Raw genomic sequence first — 21085 nt, forward strand, 5'->3', positions numbered from 1 at the left:
CTGGAATCCTGAGAGCGCTGTTCGCAAGTTTGGCCGAGGACGCCGGCATGATCCGCAGATAGGAACTCCGCACGGCCGACACGTGGCGCTGCGGCTCCAACCCACCCCGCCCGCCCGGCGACATCAACAGCATGAGCGACCTCGTCGCTGATCGGCAGGCCTGAGCGCGGCGTGGGCGGGCCGAGCGGTGGCGGAAGGTTCGGTCATGCCTCGCCGCTTGGGCAGGTCAGTCTCGTGCCGCCCGGGTCGCCGCGTCCGTGGCCTGGGCCTGCGGTGCGCCGCCGGCCGGTGTGGCGAAGCGGCTGATGCCGGGCGGAAACCGGCCCGTCCTGGCGGTGTAGACCGTGCCGTTACCCTTGTCAGGTACGGCTCTTCAACGGCGCGGACCTGCAGCTGGGCTGAGGCCAGGGCCACGCGGCTGGCTTCACCGACCTGCACCCCGCCGAGGTCTGGTCGGTGGGACCACTTCTCCAGATCTCCCTGCTGTTCAGTGTTCTGCCGCGTCTACCGCTCGATGTCATCGAACCCGCCTCGGCCACCGTCATCGACCTCGTCGGGAGGTAGCCGGTGCAGACGGACATGATGCGGCCGTTGTTACTGCCCGAGATGCTGCTCGTGGTCAGAGCGCTTAGCGCGCGGCTCGGGGCTCGTTCGTCCCCTGACACCAGCAGTGAATCATCGGTTCCTCAACGCCGCCGTCCTCGTCGCGGTCACCGTTACCGCCGCGATCGGAATGGTCGGGCCGACGCGGACCGCCTTCGACGACAGTTTCACCATCGACACCGCCACCGACGTGCCCGGACCCTCACCGCCGTCGGCGCACTTCTGGTGCTCATGCTGGCCACCGACGAGATCGCCGAAACGGCCCGGGAGCGACTGCTCGGCGTGACGATCCTGTCCGGACTCACCGTCAGCACCGGCTACGCCGAGCTCACCAGCAGGCTGACCGACGCGCCACCCGCGGCCGTGATCGGCGCAGCCGTCGCGTTGGTCGCCGGGTTGATCTTCAAGGCCGGCGGGGTATTCGGCCACTTCTGGTGCCCGACGCGGCGCAGGGTGCCAAATGCCACTGCGGCACGTTCCTGACCACCATGCCCAAGATCGGCGCTCTGGTCGCGGTGTACCGCCTGACCGCCCTCTCCTCTGCTCCCAGGATGGCTGGCGTCAGCTGCCGGCACTTGGCCGCCCAGTATCTCAGTAAGAGACGTGGTGTAGATCGATGTGCAGCTTCTGGTCGGCCGTGCGAGGGTTGTCAGCGACTCCGCCGGTCCCACGAGCCGGGCCTTGACCCGGCTCTTCGGCTTGGTGACCTCTTCGGCGATCCCGAAGAGGTCACCAAGGCGGCTAGACTTGCGCGAGCTTCAAGGTGTTGCCGATTGTCATCGGCGGTGGGGCAATGGTTCGTGTCGCCCTTCGGACACATCATTACCACATATCGATCACGGATCGATTGAGTTTACCTGCATGGATGTTCCTGTGGTCGGTGTGCAGCGCTCCTGATCGCAGACGACGGTGATCTTGTTCCCGCGCAAAAGCGCGGCCAGGTCGTGTGGACTCTGTGTGCCGCTGGCGAGGCGGGAATGACCGGCGAGTCTTGCGATGATTCGGTCTTCCCTGAGGTAGAGGATCTTGCGCCGACGGTTGGTGGGCTGTTGGGTGCTGCTGGTGTGGCCGTGGCGGCATCGGTAGCCAGGGCGTTGGTTGATCCAGTGGGATTCCATTTTCCGGCCGCATGGTCCGCAGCGCAGTAGTCCGGTGAACAGGTAGTGGCGGGTGGTGCCGTCGTGGGCGCTCCAGTGGGAGCGGACGGCCTGAGTGGCGACGAAGTCCTGCTCGCTGACCAGCGCGGTGTGGGCCCGTTGTGTGGAGACCACCCAGTCCGCGGTCGGGTTCCGTCGGATGGGTTCTCGCTCCGGGCGGCTGGCGTCGGTGTCGGTGTGCGCGGGTTGCCGGTTCCAGACCTGCCGGCCGGTGTAGCGGGGGTTGGCGAGGATTGCCGCGACCGTTCGCAGGGTCCACCGGTCGCCACTGCGGTGGGGATTGCGGTCGGATCGCTGCCCGACGGGCATGGTATGCCGGCGTCGTTGAGGGCACGCGCGATGCTGGCGAGACTCTGGCCATCCAGGCGTTGGGCGAACATCCACCGGACGTGTCCGGCCGTTGCCGGATCCGGTTCGAGGCGCCGAAGCCGGCGACCCCAGCGCGCGTGCGCGGCGTTCGGATGAGGGCCGGCGTCGACGAGTCGGTAGCCGTAGGGTGGCCGGCCACCGAGGTAGCGTCCCTGCTCCCGCGCTTGGGCCCGCATCGCCGTGACGACCCGGAACCGGGCGCGCTGCACCTCACGTTTCGACTGGACGCCCAGCATCATGATCAGCGCCTGGTGGGTGGGGTCGTGGTGATTGACGGGTCCGTCCGTCTCGGGCAGCCACAGCTGCACACCGTGCTGTTCGAGCACGGATGCCAGGCGCTGCAGCTGGTTGGCGGAGAACGCCCGCTCGTACTCGCCGACCACGATCGCGTCGAACCCGCGATCTGGATCTTCGAGCGCGGCCAGCAGCGCGGCGGCCTGCGGGCGCTGCCGCCAGCCGCGGCGGCGAGAGCAGCCGACGTCGAAGTACTCGGCGACGATCACCCCGTGACCGGCGACGAGCTCGCTGGCGCAGTCCCGCTGCCAGTGCCGGGAGGTCACCCGGTCCTGGTGCTCTACGGTCGACATCCGGCTGTAGAACGCGAATCGCAGGCCAGGCTGCCGTTGGATAGGTGGTTGTGGAACGGTCTGCGGCTGGCTGTTGAGCCATCGGGTCAGGGGATCGAGACCGTCACTCTGGTTGTCCGACACGCCGACATTCCTACGAAGAATCCTCGTGGTCGAGTCGGACAGGCAGTCCGCTGACGGTGGTTGAGAGACTGCCGGGCCGGGCCGGGCCGGGCCGTGCCGTGCCGGGCCGGGCCGGTGGTGGTCAGTTCAGTTGCGTGCGCTGCTGCGGCAGGACCCACGGCACACGCCGGTGCCGGATCCGGTCAACCGCCAGTTCACCGCGATCGGGCCGAACCGGCTCTGGTCGCCGACGCCACCCGCATCCCGTGCGGCGAGGGCGTGTGCTGGTTGGCTGCGATCCGCCGGCGCGATCTCCCGCCGGATCGTGGCAGCGCTGGACGCCCTTTCGCCTGGACAGGCTCAATACGGCAGAGCCTGTCGTCCTCAACCGACCAGCACGACGCGTAGGGTCCGTGGGCCATGAACGCCTTCGACTCGGTCGAACTCGATGTCGCTGGTGGCCGACGGACCGCTGATCCAGGTGAGGGGCCGGTGCGGGCCGAGCCGGTCGATCGCGTCCGGCACCGAGGCGACCACCTGGTCGGCGCGGACAACGCAGACGTGCATGTCCGGCAGTAAGCTGAGCACGCGCCGGCCCTGGTCGGCTGCCGCGTCCAGCACGATGGTGCCGGTCATCGCGACCGCGACGGCCGCTGCGGTGACCGCTGCGTCGGCACCACCAATCTCCTCATGGGTGAGCCGGCCGTCGTCGCGCCGCACGCATACGCCCGGTGGGAGCCAATCGGCCGGCAGACCGGGCGGCACCACCACGGTACGGGCGTGGAGCAGCTGCCCGACAGCGGCGGCGATCCCATCCGGTGCGCAGCGGTGCACGGTCGCCCGGTAGTCGATCAAGCGCTCGGTGAGCAGCTCCAGATCACCGGCTCCGGTCATCCCTCGATAGTGACGCGGCGTTTCTGGCGTGTCTGCCGGCTGACTGCTGAGCACGGCCCGGAGTCGGCCGAGCATGAGGTCGCGGCTGCCTCGTGCGGAGGATGTCATCGCTTCGCCCACCATTGACGGAACGTCTCGGCGGGCAGGTCCGGCAGGTCTCGCTCTGCGGTCCAGCCAGTCAGCGGCGGGGGCAGGCCGCGTCCGCGCCGTCCGGCGAGCCGTGCGGTCCGGGCGGCGCGCTGCGCTGCCGCGTACAGTGTTGGATGGTCCATGACGTAAGCGGCTGCGGCCATCGCTGCCCTCTCGGCTCGTGGGTGCGGGGCCTGGTTGCGCAGGTGCACCAGCATCGACGGAATGTCGATCTTTACCGGGCAGGCGTCAAAGCAGGCGCCACAGAGTGACGACGCGTACGGCAACGACGCGTTGTCGGCGATCCCGGTGAGTTGTGGGGAGAGGACCGCGCCGATCGGTCCGGGGTAGACCGATCCGTACGCGTGGCCGCCGGTGCGTTCGTAGACCGGGCACACGTTGAGGCACGCTGAGCAGCGGATGCAGTGCAGCGCCGCCCGTCCCGCCGGATCAGCGAGGACCGCGCTGCGTCCGTTGTCGAGCAACACCAGGTGAAAGTGCTGCGGTCCATCGCCTGGGGTGACCCCGGTCCACATGGTGGTGTATGGGTTCATCCGCTCACCGGTCGAGGCCCGCGGCAGCAGTTGCAGGAAGACCTCCAGGTCACGCCAGGTTGGCAGCACCTTCTCGATGCCCATCACGGTGATCAGGGTGTCCGGCAGGGTGAGGCACATCCGGCCGTTGCCTTCGGACTCGACCACAGCCAGGGTGCCGGTCTCGGCGATCGCGAAGTTCGCACCGCTGACCGCCACCTTGGTCGTCAGGAACATCTCACGCAGATAGCGGCGGGCTGCTGCTGCCAGCGCCTGCGGCTCATCCGTCAGCGAAGGATCCACGTCCGGCATCGTGCGTAGAAAGATCTCGCGGATCTCCGAGCGGTTACGGTGGATGGCCGGCACCAGGATGTGGCTCGGTTTGTCCTCGCCGAGTTGCACGATCAGCTCGGCGAGATCGGTCTCTACCGCCGCGATCCCCGCCGACTCCAATGCCTCGTTGAGGCCGATCTCCTGCGTCGCCATCGACTTGACCTTGATGACTCGGTCGCTGCTGGTGGCGCGGACCAGGTCCGTGACGATCGTGTTGGCCTCGATGGCGTCGGCGGCCCAGTGCACGACGCCACCGGCTTCGACGACCCTCGCCTCGAGTTCTTCCAGCAGCGAGGGCAACCGCGCCATGACGTCCGCCTTGATCGCTGAACCGGCTTCCCGCAGTTGCTGCCAGTCGGGCATTTCCCCGATCACGGCGGCGGACCTGCTGCGGATCGTGGTGGTGGCGTGACCCAGATTACGCCGTAGCTGTGGATTCTCCAGCGCAGTGCGAGCCGCAGCCGGAAACGGTTCGCCCTCACGTAGGTGCCCGACCCCCCGCGGTGCCCGGGCCGGCATCCCGAGAAACGTCAAGACACTTCTCCGTTCTGAATGTCCTGGAAGGCCGCCTCCAGCGGCTTCTCCTCACGTACCGAGCTCAGGCGGTTGCCGCCAGGATCTCGGCAAGGTGCACGGTTCGCACCGCGGTACGCAGCCGCGATAGTCCTCCGCCGATCTGCATCAGACAGGACGTGTCTCCCGCCGTGCACACGTCGGCCCCCGTCGACAGCACATGGCGCATCTTGTCCGCCAGCATCGCCGTCGACGTCGCTGCGTTCTTGATGGCGAATGTGCCACCGAACCCGCAACACTGCTCAGCTGCCGGCAGCTCGACCAACTCAAGGCCGCGCACCTGCCGCAGCAACCGCAGCGGCCGGTCTCCCACCCGTAGCATCCGCAGAGAGTGGCAGGTCGGGTGGTAGGTGACCCGGTGCGGATAGTACGCCCCAACGTCTTCGAGGCCGAGCACGTCGATGAGAAACTCCGACAGCTCGTAGGTCCGCGCTGCCACCGACGCGGCCGCGTCGGCGAGGGCCGTGTCGCCGGCCGCCGCTGCGACGATGGCGTGCTGGTGCCGGATCGACCCGACACACGAACCCGACGGCGCCACGACCACCTCGGCCTCGGCGAACGTCCGCGTGTAGCGCCGGACGAGCGGCACCGCTTCCCGCTGATAGCCGGTGTTGACGTGCATCTGAGCGCAACAGGTCTGCTCCGGCGGGAAGACCACCTCATGGCCGAGGCGCTCCAGCAGCCGTACTGTCGCCTTGGCCGCCTCCGGATAGACCGTGTCGGCCAGGCAGGTGGCGAACAACGCGACACGCACGTCAGCCCTCCAGCCGTTCTTCGGCCGCCCGCCAGGCATCCTCGTCGCCGCGTGGCTCGTATCGAACGAGGTGCTGGGTGTCCCGCACCAGCGTGCGCAGGTCTGCGAGGCCGCCGCGGACCGTGCCGGCGGCGCGCGCCTGCACCAGCACGTTCCCCAGGGCGGTGGCTTCGACCGGCCCGGCAACGACCGGCAGGCCACAGGCATCGGCGGTGAGCTGACAGAGAAGCTCGTTACGCGCTCCGCCGCCGACGATGTGAATCACCTCGGCGTGCCGCCCGGACAACTGCTGCGCCTGTCGCAGCGCGCGACGGTGGGCCAGGGCGAGACTGTCGAGGATGCACCGGACAATCCGGGCCGGCGCGGCATCGGTGGCGAGACCGGCGGCGCGGGTGACCCTCTCCACCATCCCACCGGTTGGCAGGAACGCGGGGTCGTCCAGGTCCACGACCTGGCTGAGCGCCGGCTCGTCCCCCGCCGCTCTGAGTAGCCCACCGAGGCTGGGGTTGTCCCACGCGCGCAGGCATTCCTGTAAGGGCCACAGGCCCATGACGTTACGCAGGTAGCGGATGGTGCCGTCGACGCCAGCCTCGTTGGTGAAGTTCGCCTGCCTCGACTCGTGGCTCAGCACCGGGTGGTCCAGCTCCATGCCCACCAGCGACCAGGTGCCACAAGAGATGTACGCAAACCGGGCGCTGCGTGCAGGCACTGCCACCACGGCGGAGGCCGTGTCGTGTGAGCCGACCGCGACCACCGGAGTCCCGTCGTAGGCACCGATCCGGGTGCCCGGTTCGACCAGCGGCGCGAACAGTCCTGCGTCGATCCCGGCGTCGGTCATCAGGTCGGTGGCCCAGGTGCGGCGGCGTACATCGAAGAGTTGGGTGGTCGACGCGTTGGTGAGTTCGGTGACCATCTCACCGGTGAGCCAGTACGCGAGCAGGTCCGGGATCATCAACAGCCGCCGGGCCGCCGCTGACTGCGGGCTGCCCGCCGTCGCCACCAGCTGGTAGAGCGTGTTGAACGGCAGCTGTTGCAGTCCGGTGATCTGGTAGAGCCGCTGCTCGCCCACCTTCGCGGCGACCTGTTCGAGCACCCCGTCGGTGCGCGAGTCGCGGTAGTGCACCGGGTTGCCGAGCAGTGCCCCGCTCGCGTCCAGCAGACCGTAGTCGACGGCCCAGGTATCGATGCCGATGCTGTCCACCGGTCCGGCCGTGTGCAGGCCGCGCAGCACACCTCGGTACAGGGCGAGGATGTCCCAGTGCAGGGTGCCACTGGTCCGGACCGGCTCGTTGGCGAAGCGGTGCGCCTCGCTGAGTTCCAGCAGATCGGGCCCGGCGCGACCGACCATGACGCGTCCGCTGGACGCGCCCAGGTCGACTGCGGCGAAGGTGCCGGTCACCGCAGGAACGCCGCAGCGACACCGGCGTCCACGGGAATGTGCAGGCCGGTGGTGTGGGTGAGATCGCCACCTGTCAGGGCGAACACGGCGTTGGCGATGTGCTCGGGCAGCACCTCCCGCTTCAGCAGGGTGCGCTGGGCGTAGAACTCGCCAAGCTTCTCCTCCGGCACCCCGTACACGGCGGCCCGGTCGGCTCCCCAGCCGCCGGCGAAGATGCCGGAGCCGCGCACCACACCGTCCGGGTTGATGCCGTTGACGCGTACGCCATGAGGGCCGAGCTCGGCGGCGAGCAGACGCACCTGGTGTGCCTGGTCGGCCTTGGCGGCACCGTAGGCGACGTTGTTGGGACCGGCGAAGATCGAGTTCTTGCTGGAGATGTAGATGATGTCGCCGCCCAGTCCTTGGGCGATCAGCACCCGCGTGGCCTCCCGAGACACCATGAACGAGCCCTTGGCCATGACATCATGTTGCAGATCCCAGTCGGCATCGGTCGTCTCCAGCAGCGACTTGGACAGCGACAATCCGGCATTGTTGACCACCAGGTCGACACCGCCGAAGGCGAGGACGGCTGCGCGGACCGCGGCGGCGACCCCGTCGGAGTCGGTGACGTCGAGCGCCACTGCCACAGCGGCGTCACTGCCGCCGATCTCCGCGGCGACCTTGGTCGCCGCCTGGAGATCACGGTCGCTGACCACCACGCAGGCGCCCTCGGCCGCCAGGCGCAACGCGATCGCCCGGCCGATGCCCGATCCGGCCCCGGTGACCAACGCGATCCGGGTCGCCAGGGGCTTTGGCTTCGGCATCCGCTGGAGCTTGGCTTCTTCCAGAGCCCAGTACTCGATGCGAAACTTCTCCGACTCGGCGATCGGAGCGTAGGTCGACACCGACTCGGCGCCGTGCATCACGTTGATCGCGTTGACGTAGAACTCGCCAGCCACCCGAGCGGTCTGCTTGTTCGTGCCGAAGGAGAACATGCCCACGCCTGGAACCAGCACGATCGCCGGGTCCGCTCCGCGCATCGCCGGGCTGTCAACGGTCGCGTGCCGCTCGTAGTAGGCGCGGTAGTCCTCGCGGTAGGCGGCGTGCAGTTCCTTGATCCGGGCCACAACCAGATCGAGCGGCGCGTCCGGGGCCATGTCCACGACGAGAGGCTTGACCTTGGTGCGCAGGAAGTGGTCGGGGCAGGACGTGCCCAGGGCGGCGAGGAAGGGCATCCGCTCCCGGCCGACGAAGTCGAGGACGACCTCGGAGTCGGTGTAGTGGCCGACCTGGCGACGATCCGTGCTGGCCAGGCCCCGAAGCACCGGGAAGAGCGCCGCCGCGCGCTCGCGGCGTACCGAATCTGACAACGGCTCGTGGACCAGTGCGCCGAAGGGCGCGCTGTGGCCGTGTGCGGCCAGATAGGCCGCAGCCGTTTCGATGATCTCCCGAGAGCGCGCCTCGCACTCCTGGCTGGTGTCACCCCAGGCGGTGATACCGTGACCGCCGAGAATCACGCCGATCGCCTGCGGATGTGCCCGCTGCACGGCGGCTATGTCGAGGCCGAGCTGGAAGCCGGGGCGCCGCCACGGCACCCACACCACCCGCTCGCCGAAGATCTCCTTGGTCAGCGCCGGGCCGTCGGCTGCGGTCGCGATCGCGATCCCGGCGTCCGGGTGCAGATGATCGACGTGCGCGACGTCGATCAGACCGTGCATGGCGGTGTCGATACTCGGAGCCGCGCCACCGCGACCGTGCAGGCAGTAGTCGAAGGCGGCGACCATGTCGTCCTCGTGTTCGACGCCTGGATAGACAGCCGGCAGCGCCCGTAGCCGGGCCAGACTCAGCACCGCGAGACCAGCCTCGGTCAGCGTGCCCAGGTCTCCGCCGGACCCCTTGACCCATAGCAGGTCGACCGGCTCACCGGTGGCCGGGTCGGTTCCGGTGCCCTTGGCGGAGGTGTTGCCGCCGGCGTAGTTGGTGTTACGCGTGTCGGCGCCGAGCCGGCGGGAACGGGCGATCAGATCATCAACGGTCATCTCAGGCTCCCCAACCGGCCTGGATGCCGCCGGCCCGCTCTGCACGAATCTTGTCGAAGTAGCCACTACGGTGATAGGCGGCGATCGGGTCGGGATCGAGCCCCTGGCCCGCCCGGAAGTCGGCCAGCATCGGCCGCACGTCGGTGTTGAAGGCGTCCATGATCACCGCGTTGGCGGCGAGCACGTCACCCTCCTCCTGTGCCCTGCCGAGCGCCTCGCGGTCCACCAGCAGCGCCTTCGCGGTGGCCTCTTGCACGTTGAGCACCGAGCGGATGATCGCCGGGATCCTCGCCTCGATGTTGTGGCACTGGTCGAGCATGAACGCGATCCCGGCCTCAGGCGAGAGGGCGTCACCACGAACGATCTCGTACATGATCCGGAACAGTTGGAACGGGTCGGCCGCGCCGACCATCAGGTCATCGTCGGCGTAGAAGCGCGAGTTGAAGTCGAACGCGCCCAGCTTGTTCTGCCGCAGCAGGAACGCCACGATGAACTCGATGTTGGTGCCCGGCGCGTGATGTCCGGTGTCGATCACCACTTGCGCCTTCGGGCCGAGTTCCAGGCAGTGCGCGTAGGCGGTGCCCCAGTCGGGCACGTCGGTGGTGTAGAAGGCCGGTTCGAAGAGCTTGTACTCAAGCAGCATCCGCTGGTCGGTGCCGAGCCGCGCGTACACCTCCTGCAGCGCCTCGGCGAGCCGGTCCTGCCGGGCCCGGATGTCGTCCTGGCCGGGGTAGTTGGTGCCGTCGGAGAACCACAGCTTCAGGTCCCGCGAACCGGTGGCGTCCATGATGTCGACGCATTCCAGCAGATGGTCCGTCGCCTTACGGCGCACAACCGGGTCTGGATTGGTGACGCTGCCCAGCCGGTAGTCGTCGTCCTGGAAGACGTTCGAGTTGATCGCTCCGAGGTTGATGCCCTGTTCTTTCGCATAGGCCGAGAGCGCGGCGAAGTCGTCCACCCGGTCCCATGGGATGTGCAGGGCCACCGTGGGTGCGATTCCGGTCAGCCGGTGCACTACCGCAGCGTCAGCGATCTTCTCGAACGGATCTCGGGGCACGCCCTGCTGCGGGAACACCTTGAAGCGGGTGCCGGAGTTCGCGTACGCCCAGGACGGCGTCTCGACGCGCTGGCTGCGGAGCGCATCGGAGACGCGGCCGTGAAACGTTTCATTTACCACGGGGACAACCTAAGGGGCGAGCGAGCGCTGGTCAACCCATACGATGCGGTGTGACGTTTCAAGCGGGAAGGAGCAGCGTGACAGCACGCAACGGCCGGGCGCCTTCGGTGAAGGAGGTCGCCGCCGCAGCCGGTGTCTCCCTGGGCACCGTCTCCAACGTGCTCAACCGCCCCTCGATGGTCAGCACCGTGACCCGCGAACGAGTCGAGCGAGCCATGACACAGCTCGGATTCGTCCGCAACGAGTCGGCCCGCCAGCTACGCGCCGGCACCAGCCGCACGCTCGCCTACGTGATGCTCGACAGCGCCAACCCGTTCTTCCAGGACGTCGCCGCCGGAATCGAGTCCGCCGCCGAGGACGTCGATCTGTCGCTGGTCGTCTGCAACTCCGGCGGCCGGATCGAACGCGAAGCCAAGCACCTGGACCGGCTGATTCAGCAGCGGGTGCAGGGCATCCTGCTGACTCCGGTCGACCCGGACGCCCCCCACCTGGCCGAGGCGGCCCGCAGCGGGACCCCACTGGTGTTGGTGGACCAGCCCGGTGTGCACTGCTCGGTCGCCGTGGACGACGCACTCGGGGGCCGCCTCGCGGTGGAACACCTGGCAGATCGCGGGCACCGGCGAGTGGCCTTCGCTGGCGGGCCGGACTCGATCGGGCAGGTTCGGGACCGGCTACGCGGCGCACGCCAGGCATGGGCCGAACTGGGTCGGGCTGCCGAGGACCTGATCGAACTGCCCACCAGCGCGCTGACCGTCGCAGCGGGCCGTACCGTCGGCGAGCGGCTGGCGGGGCTGCCGGCGCGGCGCCGGCCGACCGCCGCCTTCTGCGCAAACGACCTGCTGGCGCTCGGACTGCTGCAACACGCGGTGGGGACGGGCGTACGTGTACCGGACGACCTCGCAATCGTCGGTTACGACGACATCGACTTCGCGGCCGCCGCGGCGGTCCCGCTCACCTCGGTGCGTCAGCCGCGCCAGGAACTGGGCCGAACCGCCGCCCGGCTGGTACTCGACGAGGCCACCGATCCCGGGCACCGCCACGAGCAACCAACCTTCGCGCCAGTGCTGGTGGCGCGCGCCTCCACCGCCCAGCCGCACCGCTGAACGCAACAGTGGGGGACACGGCACCACCATCGGTACCGCACAGGCAACGCCGAGGTTGAGATCGAGATTCGTCAGGACGTCGGCAGCACTATAAGCGGAGCCGATGACGGGCATCACAAAGTTGGGCTTCCCCAGGAGCGCCGCTGACGACGACAGTGGTCGCCATCACAGGCGTAACGGGGAGGAAACTGTGGCGCCAGCAGTTCGAAACGTTCTGGTCGTCGGAGGCGGCGCGGCTGGCATGGCGGCGGCGATCCTACTCGCCGAGGGCGGGGTCGCCGTGGACCTGGTCGACATCAAGCCCGAAGCCTCGACCCGCGGCTCCGGCATCACCCTGCAGGGCAACGCGTTGCGTGTCCTGCGCACCCTGGGCGTCTGGGACCGGGTACGCGAAGACGGGTACGCGTTCGACTCTCTCGGCCTGCGCGCCCCCGATCCTGCCGGGACACTGCTCGCCGAGCTACCGGACCTGCGCACCGGCGGCCCGGATCTGCCAGCCACGCTCGGCATGCACCGTCCGCGGTTGGCCCGGATCCTGCTCGATCGCGCGGCCGAAGTTGGGGTCAAGATCCGCTTTGGCGCCACCTACACGACACTGGGCCAGGACGAGACCGGCGTCGTGGTGACCTTCACGGACGGCTCGACGGGTCGCTACGACCTGCTGATCGGTGCGGACGGCATCCGATCCTCGACCCGCCGCACGCTCGGCATGAATCTGCAGACGCAGCGCATGGGAATGGGCATCTGGCGCGCCTTCACCCGGCGGCCGGCGAGCGTCACCCGCACCGATCTCTACTACGGCGGCCCCAGCTACATCGCCGGCTACTGCCCCACGGGTGAGGACTCGCTCTACGCGTACGTCGTGGAGGACGCACAGGACCGTAGCGCGCTGAGCCCGGAGGAGGCGCTGGCGGTCATGCGTGAGCGGACCGCCGCGTATCACGGGCCGTGGGACGAGATCCGGGAGTCGCTGACCGACCCGAGCAGCGTCAACCACACATCATTCGAGACGCACATGCTGGATGCACCGTGGCACCGCGGTCGGGTGGTCCTGATCGGCGATGCTGCGCATGCCTGCCCTCCCACCATCGCCCAGGGCGCTGCCCAGGCGCTCGAGGATGCCGCTGTCCTCGCCGAACTACTGCTCGCTGCGGAGCACCTCGGCGCCGGTGTTTGGGACGTGTTCTACGCCCGGCGCTTCGAGCGCGCCAGGGCCGTGGTGGACGCCTCCGTACAACTCTGCCGCTGGTTGCTCGACCGCGAACGCGGCGATGTCCCCGGCCTGATGGGCCGCATCTCCCACCTGCTCGCCGAACCAGCCTGAGAGCCGACACTCCCTGACGTCGTGGCAGGCCCCCCCCACGAGCGGCGAAGAGCACGATTGGAGACATCTCATGCGTGAACGCCTGATCACCCACCTGCGGCACGTCGACCTGGCCGTGCCCGACTACGGCAGGCAGCTCGAGTTCTACACCAACATGTGGGGCCTCTCTCCGCAGGCCACCGAGCACGGGCTGGCGTTCCTCGCCGCCGCGGGTTCCCCGGAGCAGTACTCGGTGCGGCTGCGCAAGGCGGCCGACAAGCGCCTGGACCTGATCGCCTTCGGCGCGAGGACTCCCACCGACGTGGACACCTTGGCCGAACGCCTGGGCGCTGCCGGGAGTCATCTGATCACCGAACCCGGCGAGCTGGCAACACCAGGTGGAGGCTACGGCTTCCGGTTCTTCGACAACGACGGCCGCACGGTTGAGGTCTCCTCCGATGTCGTGGTGAGGCAGCACCGCAAGGTCGAGGAGGGCGAGCCGGTACCCGTCAAGCTTTCGCACGTCGTGCTCAACTCGCCGAACCCGGAAGCAACCGTCGCGTTCTACCAGCGGCATCTCGGTTTCAGGCTCTCCGACACGCTCACGCATCCGCGGATGGGGGAGATGATGTGGTTCCTCCGCACCAACCGGTGGCACCACAGCCTGGCCATCGCCCGCGGCCCGCACACCTCGTTGCACCACGCCTCCTTCGAGATGAGAGGCATCGACGAGTACATGCGCGGCACCGGCCGGCTGCTGCGGGGCGGCATCGAGAAGGTGTGGGGTCCGGGCCGGCACATGGCCGGCAACAACACCTTCAGCTACTTTCTCGATCCGCACGGCAATACCGTCGAATACACCACGGAACTCGAGCAGCTTGACGAGGACACGTGGCACCCGCATCTGTACGACTTCACCGACCCGATGGTGAGCGACCAGTGGGGCACCGCGAATCCGATGACCGAGTTCGTCGCGCAGAAGTCGTTCAACGACCCCGACCGTGGCGTATTCGTCGCGCCGCCGGTCTGATGCGCCTTGCCACCTTCCGGCACGACGGCCGGGACCAGACCGGGATCGTCGACGGTGAACGGGTGCACCCCTTCCTCGGCGACCCCGACATGCTGGCGGTGATCGAGACCGGTCCGGAGAGTATCGGCACGGGTCCCGGATTACCTCTGCGGGAAGTTCGCCTGCTGGCACCCCTCCAGCCGAGGTCCATACGCGACTTCGTGGCCTTCGCCGAGCACGTGGAGGGCGTGCGCAGGGCCGTCGACGGCGGCAACGGAGTGCCGAACGCCTGGTACGACGCGCCGACCTTCTACTTCTCCAACCCACACACCGTCATCGGCCCGGAGGACGATGTGGCGTTCCCCGCCAGATCTCTGACCCGCGACTTCGAACTGGAAGTGGCCGCGGTGATCGGCCCGGACGAGCACATATTCGGTTACACCATCTTCAACGACTGGTCGGCGCGTGACGTGCAGAGCCGGGAGATGCAGGTCAACCTGGGCCCGGCCAAGGGCAAGGACTTCGCCGGTAGCCTCGGCCCCTGGATCGTCACCGCCGACGAGCTGGAACCGCTCCGCGACTCGGACGGCTTCCTGAACCTGTGGTGCCATGCGCTGGTCAACGGCGTCGAAGTCGGCCGTGACCTGCTCAGCAACATGGGCTGGACGTTCGAGACAATGGTCGCGTACGCGGCTCGGGACAGCCGTGTCGTCTCCGGTGACGTGCTCGGATCCGGCACGGTCGGCAATGGCGGCTGTCTCGCCGAGTTGTGGGGCCGACGCGGTGAGCACGAGCCACCGCCGTTGTGCGACGGCGACGTCGTCACGCTGACCGTCGAAGGCATCGGGAGCCTCACCAACCGGGTCGTCTCCGGCCCGGTCCACCCGGAGTTGCCGCCGGTCCGGCGCCGCGATCCCTCGGCGGCCCGTCGATGACGGTCGTCACCACCGCCACCTCGGAGATCGGCGCTGCCGCACCGGGTCTGACGTGGCACCGGTACCTCACGCATGACACATCTGAAAGGCAACCCTGATGTTCGAGTACTTCCCCGGCAACTACGTCTGGAACCTGGGTGTGGTCGCGACGCTCAACAGCGGCGGCCTGATCGACGAGGTGGACCGTGCCTGCCGCCCGATCCGTGACCTCGCCGCGCAGGGGTCCGACGTCGGCACCAAGGAGTTCATGGCCTCGTGGGCTGCGGTCGCCGAGAGCCTGGCCGAACAGGCCGCCGCCGAGGAGGCCGCCGGCCGCAAGCGCAGTGCCGGGCAGAAGTACCTGCGCGCCACCAACTACCTCGCGCAGGCCGAACGGATGCAAAGTGCCAAGGCACCCGACCGCAATGCCTTCTACCAACGATGCCTGGACCTGCAACAAAAGGCGTTCGACCTGCTCGATCCGGCCACCACGCGAGTCGCTGTACCGTTCGAGGGAGCGCTGCTGCCGGCGTACTTCAAGAAGGCCGCCACCGACAGCCCGGCGCCGACCGTCGTCATGTGGAACGGTTTGGACTCCACCAAGGAACACATGTACGCCTCCGGCTTCGCCCACGAGTTGGCCGAGCGGGGCATCCACACGCTGCTTGTCGACTGTCCCGGTAGCGGCGAGGCGCTGCGTATGCACGGCCTGACGAGCCGGGTGGAGACCGAGCACTGGGCAACCGCCTGCGTCGACTATCTGCTCAGTCGCGACGACGTGGCAGCCGACCGGATCGGTCTGGTCGGTTGGTCGCTGGGCGGCTACTACGCGCCCCGCGCCGCCGCGTTCGAGAAGCGGCTCGCGCTGTGCGTCGCCTGGGGCGCCAACCACGACTGGGGCGCGGTGCAGAAGCGCCGCCTCGAACGCGAGGGCGAAAACCCCGTGCCGCACTATTGGGATCACGTGCTGTGGGTGTGGGGAGAGACTGAACTGGACACGTTCATCAAGAAGGTCGAGGCCGTCAACCTCGACGGAATCGTCGAGCACATTTCCGTGCCGTTCCTCATCGCACACGGCGAGAACGACCGGCAGATTCCGCTCGCCTACGCCCGTCGCTCGTACGAACAAGCGGTCAACGCCCCGAAGCGTGAACTCAGAATCTTCACCGCGCAAGAGGGTGGCGCCGAGCACATCGGCCTCGATCACCTCTCCCATGTCAGCGTCTACATCGCCGACTGGATCGCCCGGGAGTTCCGCGCATGATCGATCGAGAGAACCCGGAAGGGGCCATTGCGGCGACGGCCAAGCGGGTCTCGAACTGGGGACGCTGGGGCGCGGACGACGTTCGCGGGACCATGAACTTCCTGACGGCGGACAAACGCACGCAGGGCGCGGCGCTGGTGCGCCGCGGGGTCGCGTTCTCGCTGTCGCAGTCCTTCGACATGAACGGCCCGCAGAAGGGCTGGCGGCGGCGCACCAACCCGGTGCATACCATGCTCGACACCGGCACCGACGCCGCCGCCGGCATTCAGGGCTTCCCGCACGGCATCGGCGGCGCCGACGACGTGATCGCGATGCCACTGCAGTGCTCCACTCAGTGGGACGGGCTGGGCCACATCTTCGACCACGGGATCGCGTGGAACGGCCGCCCCGCCGGTGAGGTGGTGACCAGCCTCGGCGACGCTGTCACCGGCATCGAGACGGTCGCCGACGTGATCGCCGGACGCGGCGTGCTGCTCGACGTCGGCCGCGTCATCGGCACGGACGGCGAACTCCCGGATGGCTTCGCCATCACGGAACAACACTTACGGGCCAGCATCGCTGCCCACGCAGTGCAGGTTGGTCGCGGCGATCTCGTTCTCGTACGCACGGGTCAACTGGCCCGTGCCCGTCGCGATGGATGGGGCGACTACGCCGGCGGGCCTGCCCCCGGGTTGTCCTTCACCACGGCCGACTGGCTGTACCGCACGGAGATCGCCGCTATCGCGACCGACACCTGGGGTTTCGAGGTGCGGCCCAATGAGTTCGACAACGCGTTCCAGCCGCTGCACCAGGTCGTCATTCCGCACATCGGCCTCTTCATCGGCGAGATGTGGGATCTGGAAGCCCTCGCCCACGACTGCGCCGAGGACGGCATATACGAGTTCTGGCTCACCGCCGCGCCGCTGCCGGTAACCGGCGCGGTCGGCTCACCGGTCAACCCCATCGCCGTCAAGTAGCAGACGTCCCTGGGACGAGACCTGGGCTCCAAGCCCTTCCATCAGCCAGCCGACCAAGTGGCCGTCGTGGATTCGCGGATCGCCAGTTGCGGTTCGAAGACGACGTCCTCGGCGGCCCGATGAGGGTCGTTCATCCGGTCCAGGATGAGACGGACGGCGGCGGCACCCATGTCGACGGCGGGCTGACGCACGCTGGTGAGTTCCACGGCGCTCGCGGCGCTGGCCAGGTCGGTGTCATCGAAACCGACGACCGCGAGGTCGTGGGGAATGCGCCAGCCGCGCCCAGTGACGACCTGGACCACGCCAGCGGCGATGAGATCGTTGGCGCAGAAGACAGCAGTCGGCCGCCGGTCCGGATCGAGGCTGGTCAGATGGTTTCCGGCGGTCAGTCCGTCGGTGAGTCCGGCACCGGGGGTACCGATCCAGGTGATGGTGGCACCCGCTTCGACGGCGGTTCGTCTCGCGCCCTGGTAGCGCTCGTCGTGACGCCACCCGGCGAAGGCCAACTGCCGGTGGCCGTTGTCCAACAGGTGGCGTGCGGCCAGGACACCGCCGAGGAAGTCGTCACCGCGCACCGCGTCGCGGCAGCGGCCGGAGACGGCGCGGGCGAGGACGACCACAGGGGTACCGCCATGCTCAATTGTGTCGAGCATGGCGTGGTCGACATCGTTGGGGGTGATGATCAGTCCGTCGAGGCACCGTTCGGCGAGGCGGTGCAGCAGCCGTTGTTCACGGGCATGCTCGCCGAGGCCGGTGTGGAACAGGGCGATGTCGGCGTCGGCCCCTCTGGCGGCCTGCTCGGCGCCAGCGGCGACCTCGGCGAAGAAGGGATTGCCGAGGTCGAGGACGACCAGCCCGATGGTACGGGTGCGGCCGACGCGCAGGGCGCGCGCCGCGGCGTTGGGCACGTAGCCGACGGTCTCCATCGCCTGCCGGATCCGTTCGCGGGTCTCCGCGCTGACCAGGTGCGGGCGGTTGAGGGTGTTGCTGACGGTGCCGTCGGAGACGCCGGCCACGCGGGCGACGTCCCGGATCGTTGCACGCGCCACCGTCGTCCCCACTTGTCTGCCATGCTGTTGGCGGCCACCGCCGTAACGGCTTTCCGGACCTGAGCGTACGGGAGCGCCTACGGCCTCAGAAATGCTCGGGCGCTGGGAGCGGAGCGATCGGATCCTCCGCGGCGGTCCGGTGCACGCAGGTGAAGGTGTGTTGGCCCGCGCCCACGGTGACCGGCTCCTTGCCCGGCAGTTCGACGACGGCGTCGCAGCCTGGCGGCACGGTGACGTCGACGTGCAGGGTACTGTCGTCGCGTCGCCATTGCACGGCAGCGACACCGTACGGCGTCCGATGCTGTGCGGCGGCCGAGGTCAGCCCGCCACCGGGCTGTGGGCGGACGTGGATGCTCCGATAGCCCGGCGCGGCCGGTGCCAGTCCGGCGACTACGCGGTGCAGCCAGTCAGCGACGGCACCGAGGGCGTAGTGGTTGAACGAGGTCATGTTGCCGGGGTTGACGGACCCGTCGGGCAGCATGCTGTCCCATCGTTCCCAGGTGGTGGTGGCACCCATGGTGACCGGGTAGAGCCAGGACGGGCAGTCTTTCTCCAGCAACAGCCGGTATGCCTCCTCCAGGTGGCCGGTGGTGGTGAGGGCGTCCAGGATGAGCGGGGTTCCGGCGAACCCCGTGCCGATGTGGAACTCGCCGTCGCGTACGAGTCCGGCCAGCCGACGCCCCGCGTGTTCGCGCTGGTCGTCGCCGTCGAGTAGGTCGAAGCACAGGGCGAGGGCGTGGGCGGTCTGGGTGTCGGAGACGCACCGTCCGGTGGCGGTGACGAACTCGCGGCGGAAGCCGGCGGTGACCCGGGCGGCGAGTTGCTCGTATTCGACGGTGTCCTCGGCCCTGCCGATCAGCTTCGCCTGGCGGGCGAGTAGCCGCGCGGAATGAGCCAGGTAGGCGGTGGCGACCAGGTACGGGTCGGTGCGTGCCTGCTGCGGACGGTCCGGTGGGGCCGCCGGATCGAGCCAGTCACCGAGCCGGAGCCCCTGGGCGATGACGTCACGGTCGTTGAGTAGGCGACGGCAGCCGTCGACCCATGCGCGGGCGGCGTCATAGCCGCGCCGCACAGGTCCGAGGTCACCGGCCCGGTCGAACAGAACCAGCGGCACCACCGTGGTGACGTCTCCCCAGACCGCGCAGTGGAACTGCGGGAAGCTGGTGGGGATGTGAGGGACGTAGAGCGGGACGAGACCGTCGTCGCCGGTCTCGAACGCCACATCGGTGAGCCAGTCGGCGATGCTGCCGCATGCGTCGTAGAGAAACGCGGCGGTGGGAGCGAAGACCTGCAGGTCACCGGTCCAGCCGAGGCGTTCGTCGCGTTGCGGGCAGTCAGTGGGCACGGAGACGAAGTTGCCGCGCATGCTCCACCGCACGTTCTCGTGCAGGCGCGCGATCAGTGGATCGGAGCAGGTGAAGGTGCCTGTCTCGGTCATGTCGTCGTGGCAGACGACCGCGACGACATCCGCTGGGTCGAGGTCGCCGGGCCAGCCGGTGATCTCCGCGTAGCGGAAGCCGTGGTAGGTGAATCGCGGTTCCCACATCTCGGTGCCGGTGCCGGCGAGTACGTATGTGTCGTGGGCTACGGCGGTGCGGATCGGCCGGGTGCAGAGGCGCCCGTTCTCGAGGACTTCGGCGTGTCGAATGCCGATCTCGGTGCCGGCCGGTCCGGTGACGGTGATGCGCAGACGTCCTGCGAGATTCTGCCCGAAGTCGATCAGATGGGTACCGTCGTCGAGACGGGCGATGCTGCTCGGTGGCAGGGTTTGCATGCGGCGGACCGGTGGTCCTGCGGGTGCGGTCAGGGCACCGACCCGCACGGTTTTTTCTTGTACGCGACGCCAGCCGGCCGGTTCGATGCGGGCATCGTGGTGTTCGCCGTCGTAGATGCCGGCCCGCAGGATAGGCCCGTTGGCCCAGGTCCAGGTGCCGTCGGTGACGACGTGTTCGACAGTGCCATCGACATAGTGCAGTTCGAGCTGGGAGAGCAGGGCGGTGTCAGCGCCGTAGTGTTCACCAACCCGGTTCCACCCGTATTCGCCGCGCCACCAGCCGTCGGCCAGCCATGCGACGATCGTGTTGGCACCGGACCTCAACTGGGCGGTGACGTCGTAGGTCTGGTAAGCCAGCCGGTGGTGGTAGCTGGTCCAGCCGGGCGCGAGCACGTCGTCACCGACCCGTGTGCCGTTGAGTTCGATTTCGTACAGGCCACACGCGGTGGCGTACACCCTGGCTTTGCGCAGCCCCGGCCGTACCGTGAAGTCTCGGCGCAGCAGGACCGGCCGCCGGTCGCCTTCGGTGGTGTCGGTGGAGCCCACAAAGGTCGCTTGCCAGTCGGCGGATTCCAGTAGACCGGCCTCGACCGTGGTCGCGTCGCTCCACGCGGTGGGCTCCGTCTCGTCGACGGCCCAGACCCGAACACGGACTTCGGCCTGTTGGCGGGACGTCAACGCCGCACCTGGCCACGGAACCAGCACACTGTCGGCGGAGTCGATCCGGCCGCTGCCGTGACCGTTGATCTGAATCTCATATGCCTGCTGTCGCCAGCCGGGTCGGTCGGTCTCCACCCGCCAGGTCAGGCGCGGGGTGCGTTCGTCGATCCCCAACGGGCGGTCGTGGTGTTCGATTCGGGGCGGGCACACGCGCGTACCCGTGTCGTTCGGGACAGACAACAGTTCAGCCCTTCACCGCGCCGGCGGCCAGGCCGCGCATCACTCGCTGGTTGAGGAAGATGTAGATCGCCAGGATCAGCAGCACGTTGATGCAGATGGCCGCGAAGGTGGGACTGTCAATCCCCTGGAATCGTGGAGGACTCGGTTATGCGGCCTGGTTCTCCAGGACGTGTGTAGTTGATCGT

The 21085-nt window shown here is 68.4% G+C and carries 16 protein-coding genes and 1 pseudogene; 7 read left to right on the top strand and 10 right to left on the bottom strand.

The window, feature by feature from the left end; all coding sequences use genetic code 11:
* Positions 1 to 834 precede the first annotated feature (834 nt).
* A complete protein-coding gene (locus ACFHW0_RS18165) occupies positions 835 to 1086 on the top strand; it encodes a hypothetical protein (protein ID WP_416609132.1) in 252 nt (83 codons plus the stop codon).
* 353 nt (positions 1087 to 1439) lie between these two features.
* Here ACFHW0_RS18165 and ACFHW0_RS18170 read toward each other — a convergent pair whose 3' ends face one another.
* From ACFHW0_RS18170 to rhaI, 8 genes and pseudogenes are all read right to left on the bottom strand, one after another.
* Positions 1440 to 2069: a recombinase family protein gene (locus tag ACFHW0_RS18170; protein WP_416609134.1), complete on the bottom strand. Its 630-nt coding sequence runs from the start codon at positions 2067 to 2069 to the stop codon at positions 1440 to 1442.
* 266 nt (positions 2070 to 2335) lie between these two features.
* Positions 2336 to 2716: pseudogene (locus ACFHW0_RS18175) on the bottom strand (recombinase family protein); the annotation flags it as partial.
* A 486-nt stretch (positions 2717 to 3202) separates the two neighbouring features.
* Positions 3203 to 3712, bottom strand: a complete 510-nt coding sequence (locus ACFHW0_RS18180) for a LutC/YkgG family protein (RefSeq protein ID WP_416609137.1) — start codon at positions 3710 to 3712, stop codon at positions 3203 to 3205.
* A gap of 104 nt (positions 3713 to 3816) precedes the next feature.
* Complete coding sequence (locus tag ACFHW0_RS18185; RefSeq protein ID WP_416609170.1) at positions 3817 to 5226, bottom strand: LutB/LldF family L-lactate oxidation iron-sulfur protein; 1410 nt, start codon at positions 5224 to 5226, stop codon at positions 3817 to 3819.
* Between the two features lie 79 nt (positions 5227 to 5305).
* Complete coding sequence (locus ACFHW0_RS18190; RefSeq protein ID WP_416609139.1) at positions 5306 to 6034, bottom strand: (Fe-S)-binding protein; 729 nt, start codon at positions 6032 to 6034, stop codon at positions 5306 to 5308.
* Position 6035: 1 nt separating this feature from the next.
* Entirely contained in the window at positions 6036 to 7433 is a 1398-nt protein-coding gene (locus ACFHW0_RS18195) for a rhamnulokinase (protein WP_416609140.1), read from the bottom strand.
* On the bottom strand, positions 7430 to 9496 hold the full coding sequence (locus ACFHW0_RS18200; RefSeq protein ID WP_416609142.1) for a bifunctional aldolase/short-chain dehydrogenase: 2067 nt from the start codon (positions 9494 to 9496) through the stop codon (positions 7430 to 7432). The genes ACFHW0_RS18195 and ACFHW0_RS18200 overlap by 4 nt, the downstream gene beginning before the upstream one ends.
* Positions 9453 to 10628, bottom strand: a complete 1176-nt coding sequence (gene rhaI, locus ACFHW0_RS18205) for an L-rhamnose isomerase (RefSeq protein ID WP_416609144.1) — start codon at positions 10626 to 10628, stop codon at positions 9453 to 9455. The genes ACFHW0_RS18200 and rhaI overlap by 44 nt, the downstream gene beginning before the upstream one ends.
* 107 nt (positions 10629 to 10735) lie before the next feature.
* Here rhaI and ACFHW0_RS18210 point away from each other — a divergent pair, with 107 nt between their 5' ends.
* The 6 genes from ACFHW0_RS18210 to ACFHW0_RS18235 all read left to right on the top strand — a co-directional run bounded on the left by ACFHW0_RS18210 (position 10736) and on the right by ACFHW0_RS18235 (position 17177).
* Positions 10736 to 11731 carry a LacI family DNA-binding transcriptional regulator gene (locus tag ACFHW0_RS18210; RefSeq protein WP_416609172.1) on the top strand — a complete coding sequence of 332 codons (996 nt, stop codon included), beginning with the start codon at positions 10736 to 10738 and terminating at the stop codon, positions 11729 to 11731.
* A gap of 190 nt (positions 11732 to 11921) precedes the next feature.
* On the top strand, positions 11922 to 13055 hold the full coding sequence (locus tag ACFHW0_RS18215) for an FAD-dependent monooxygenase (RefSeq protein WP_416609146.1): 1134 nt from the start codon (positions 11922 to 11924) through the stop codon (positions 13053 to 13055).
* A 70-nt stretch (positions 13056 to 13125) separates the two neighbouring features.
* Complete coding sequence (locus ACFHW0_RS18220) at positions 13126 to 14064, top strand: VOC family protein (RefSeq protein ID WP_416609148.1); 939 nt, start codon at positions 13126 to 13128, stop codon at positions 14062 to 14064.
* On the top strand, positions 13974 to 14978 hold the full coding sequence (locus tag ACFHW0_RS18225) for a fumarylacetoacetate hydrolase family protein (RefSeq protein WP_416609150.1): 1005 nt from the start codon (positions 13974 to 13976) through the stop codon (positions 14976 to 14978). The genes ACFHW0_RS18220 and ACFHW0_RS18225 overlap by 91 nt, the downstream gene beginning before the upstream one ends.
* 97 nt (positions 14979 to 15075) lie before the next feature.
* Positions 15076 to 16221, top strand: coding sequence for an alpha/beta hydrolase family protein (locus tag ACFHW0_RS18230; protein WP_416609152.1), 1146 nt, complete (start codon positions 15076 to 15078; stop codon positions 16219 to 16221).
* A complete protein-coding gene (locus ACFHW0_RS18235) occupies positions 16218 to 17177 on the top strand; it encodes a cyclase family protein (protein ID WP_416609154.1) in 960 nt (319 codons plus the stop codon). Before ACFHW0_RS18230 ends, ACFHW0_RS18235 begins: the two co-directional genes overlap by 4 nt.
* A 41-nt stretch (positions 17178 to 17218) precedes the next feature.
* Here the strand turns inward: ACFHW0_RS18235 and ACFHW0_RS18240 are convergent, their stop codons facing one another.
* Complete coding sequence (locus tag ACFHW0_RS18240) at positions 17219 to 18238, bottom strand: LacI family DNA-binding transcriptional regulator (protein WP_416609156.1); 1020 nt, start codon at positions 18236 to 18238, stop codon at positions 17219 to 17221.
* A 73-nt stretch (positions 18239 to 18311) separates the two neighbouring features.
* Positions 18312 to 20834, bottom strand: a complete 2523-nt coding sequence (locus tag ACFHW0_RS18245) for a glycoside hydrolase family 78 protein (RefSeq protein ID WP_416609158.1) — start codon at positions 20832 to 20834, stop codon at positions 18312 to 18314.
* Positions 20835 to 21085: the final 251 nt, after the last annotated feature.

Source organism: Micromonospora sp. LOL_025 (genome assembly GCF_048060285.1).
Lineage (GTDB): Bacteria > Actinomycetota > Actinomycetes > Mycobacteriales > Micromonosporaceae > Micromonospora.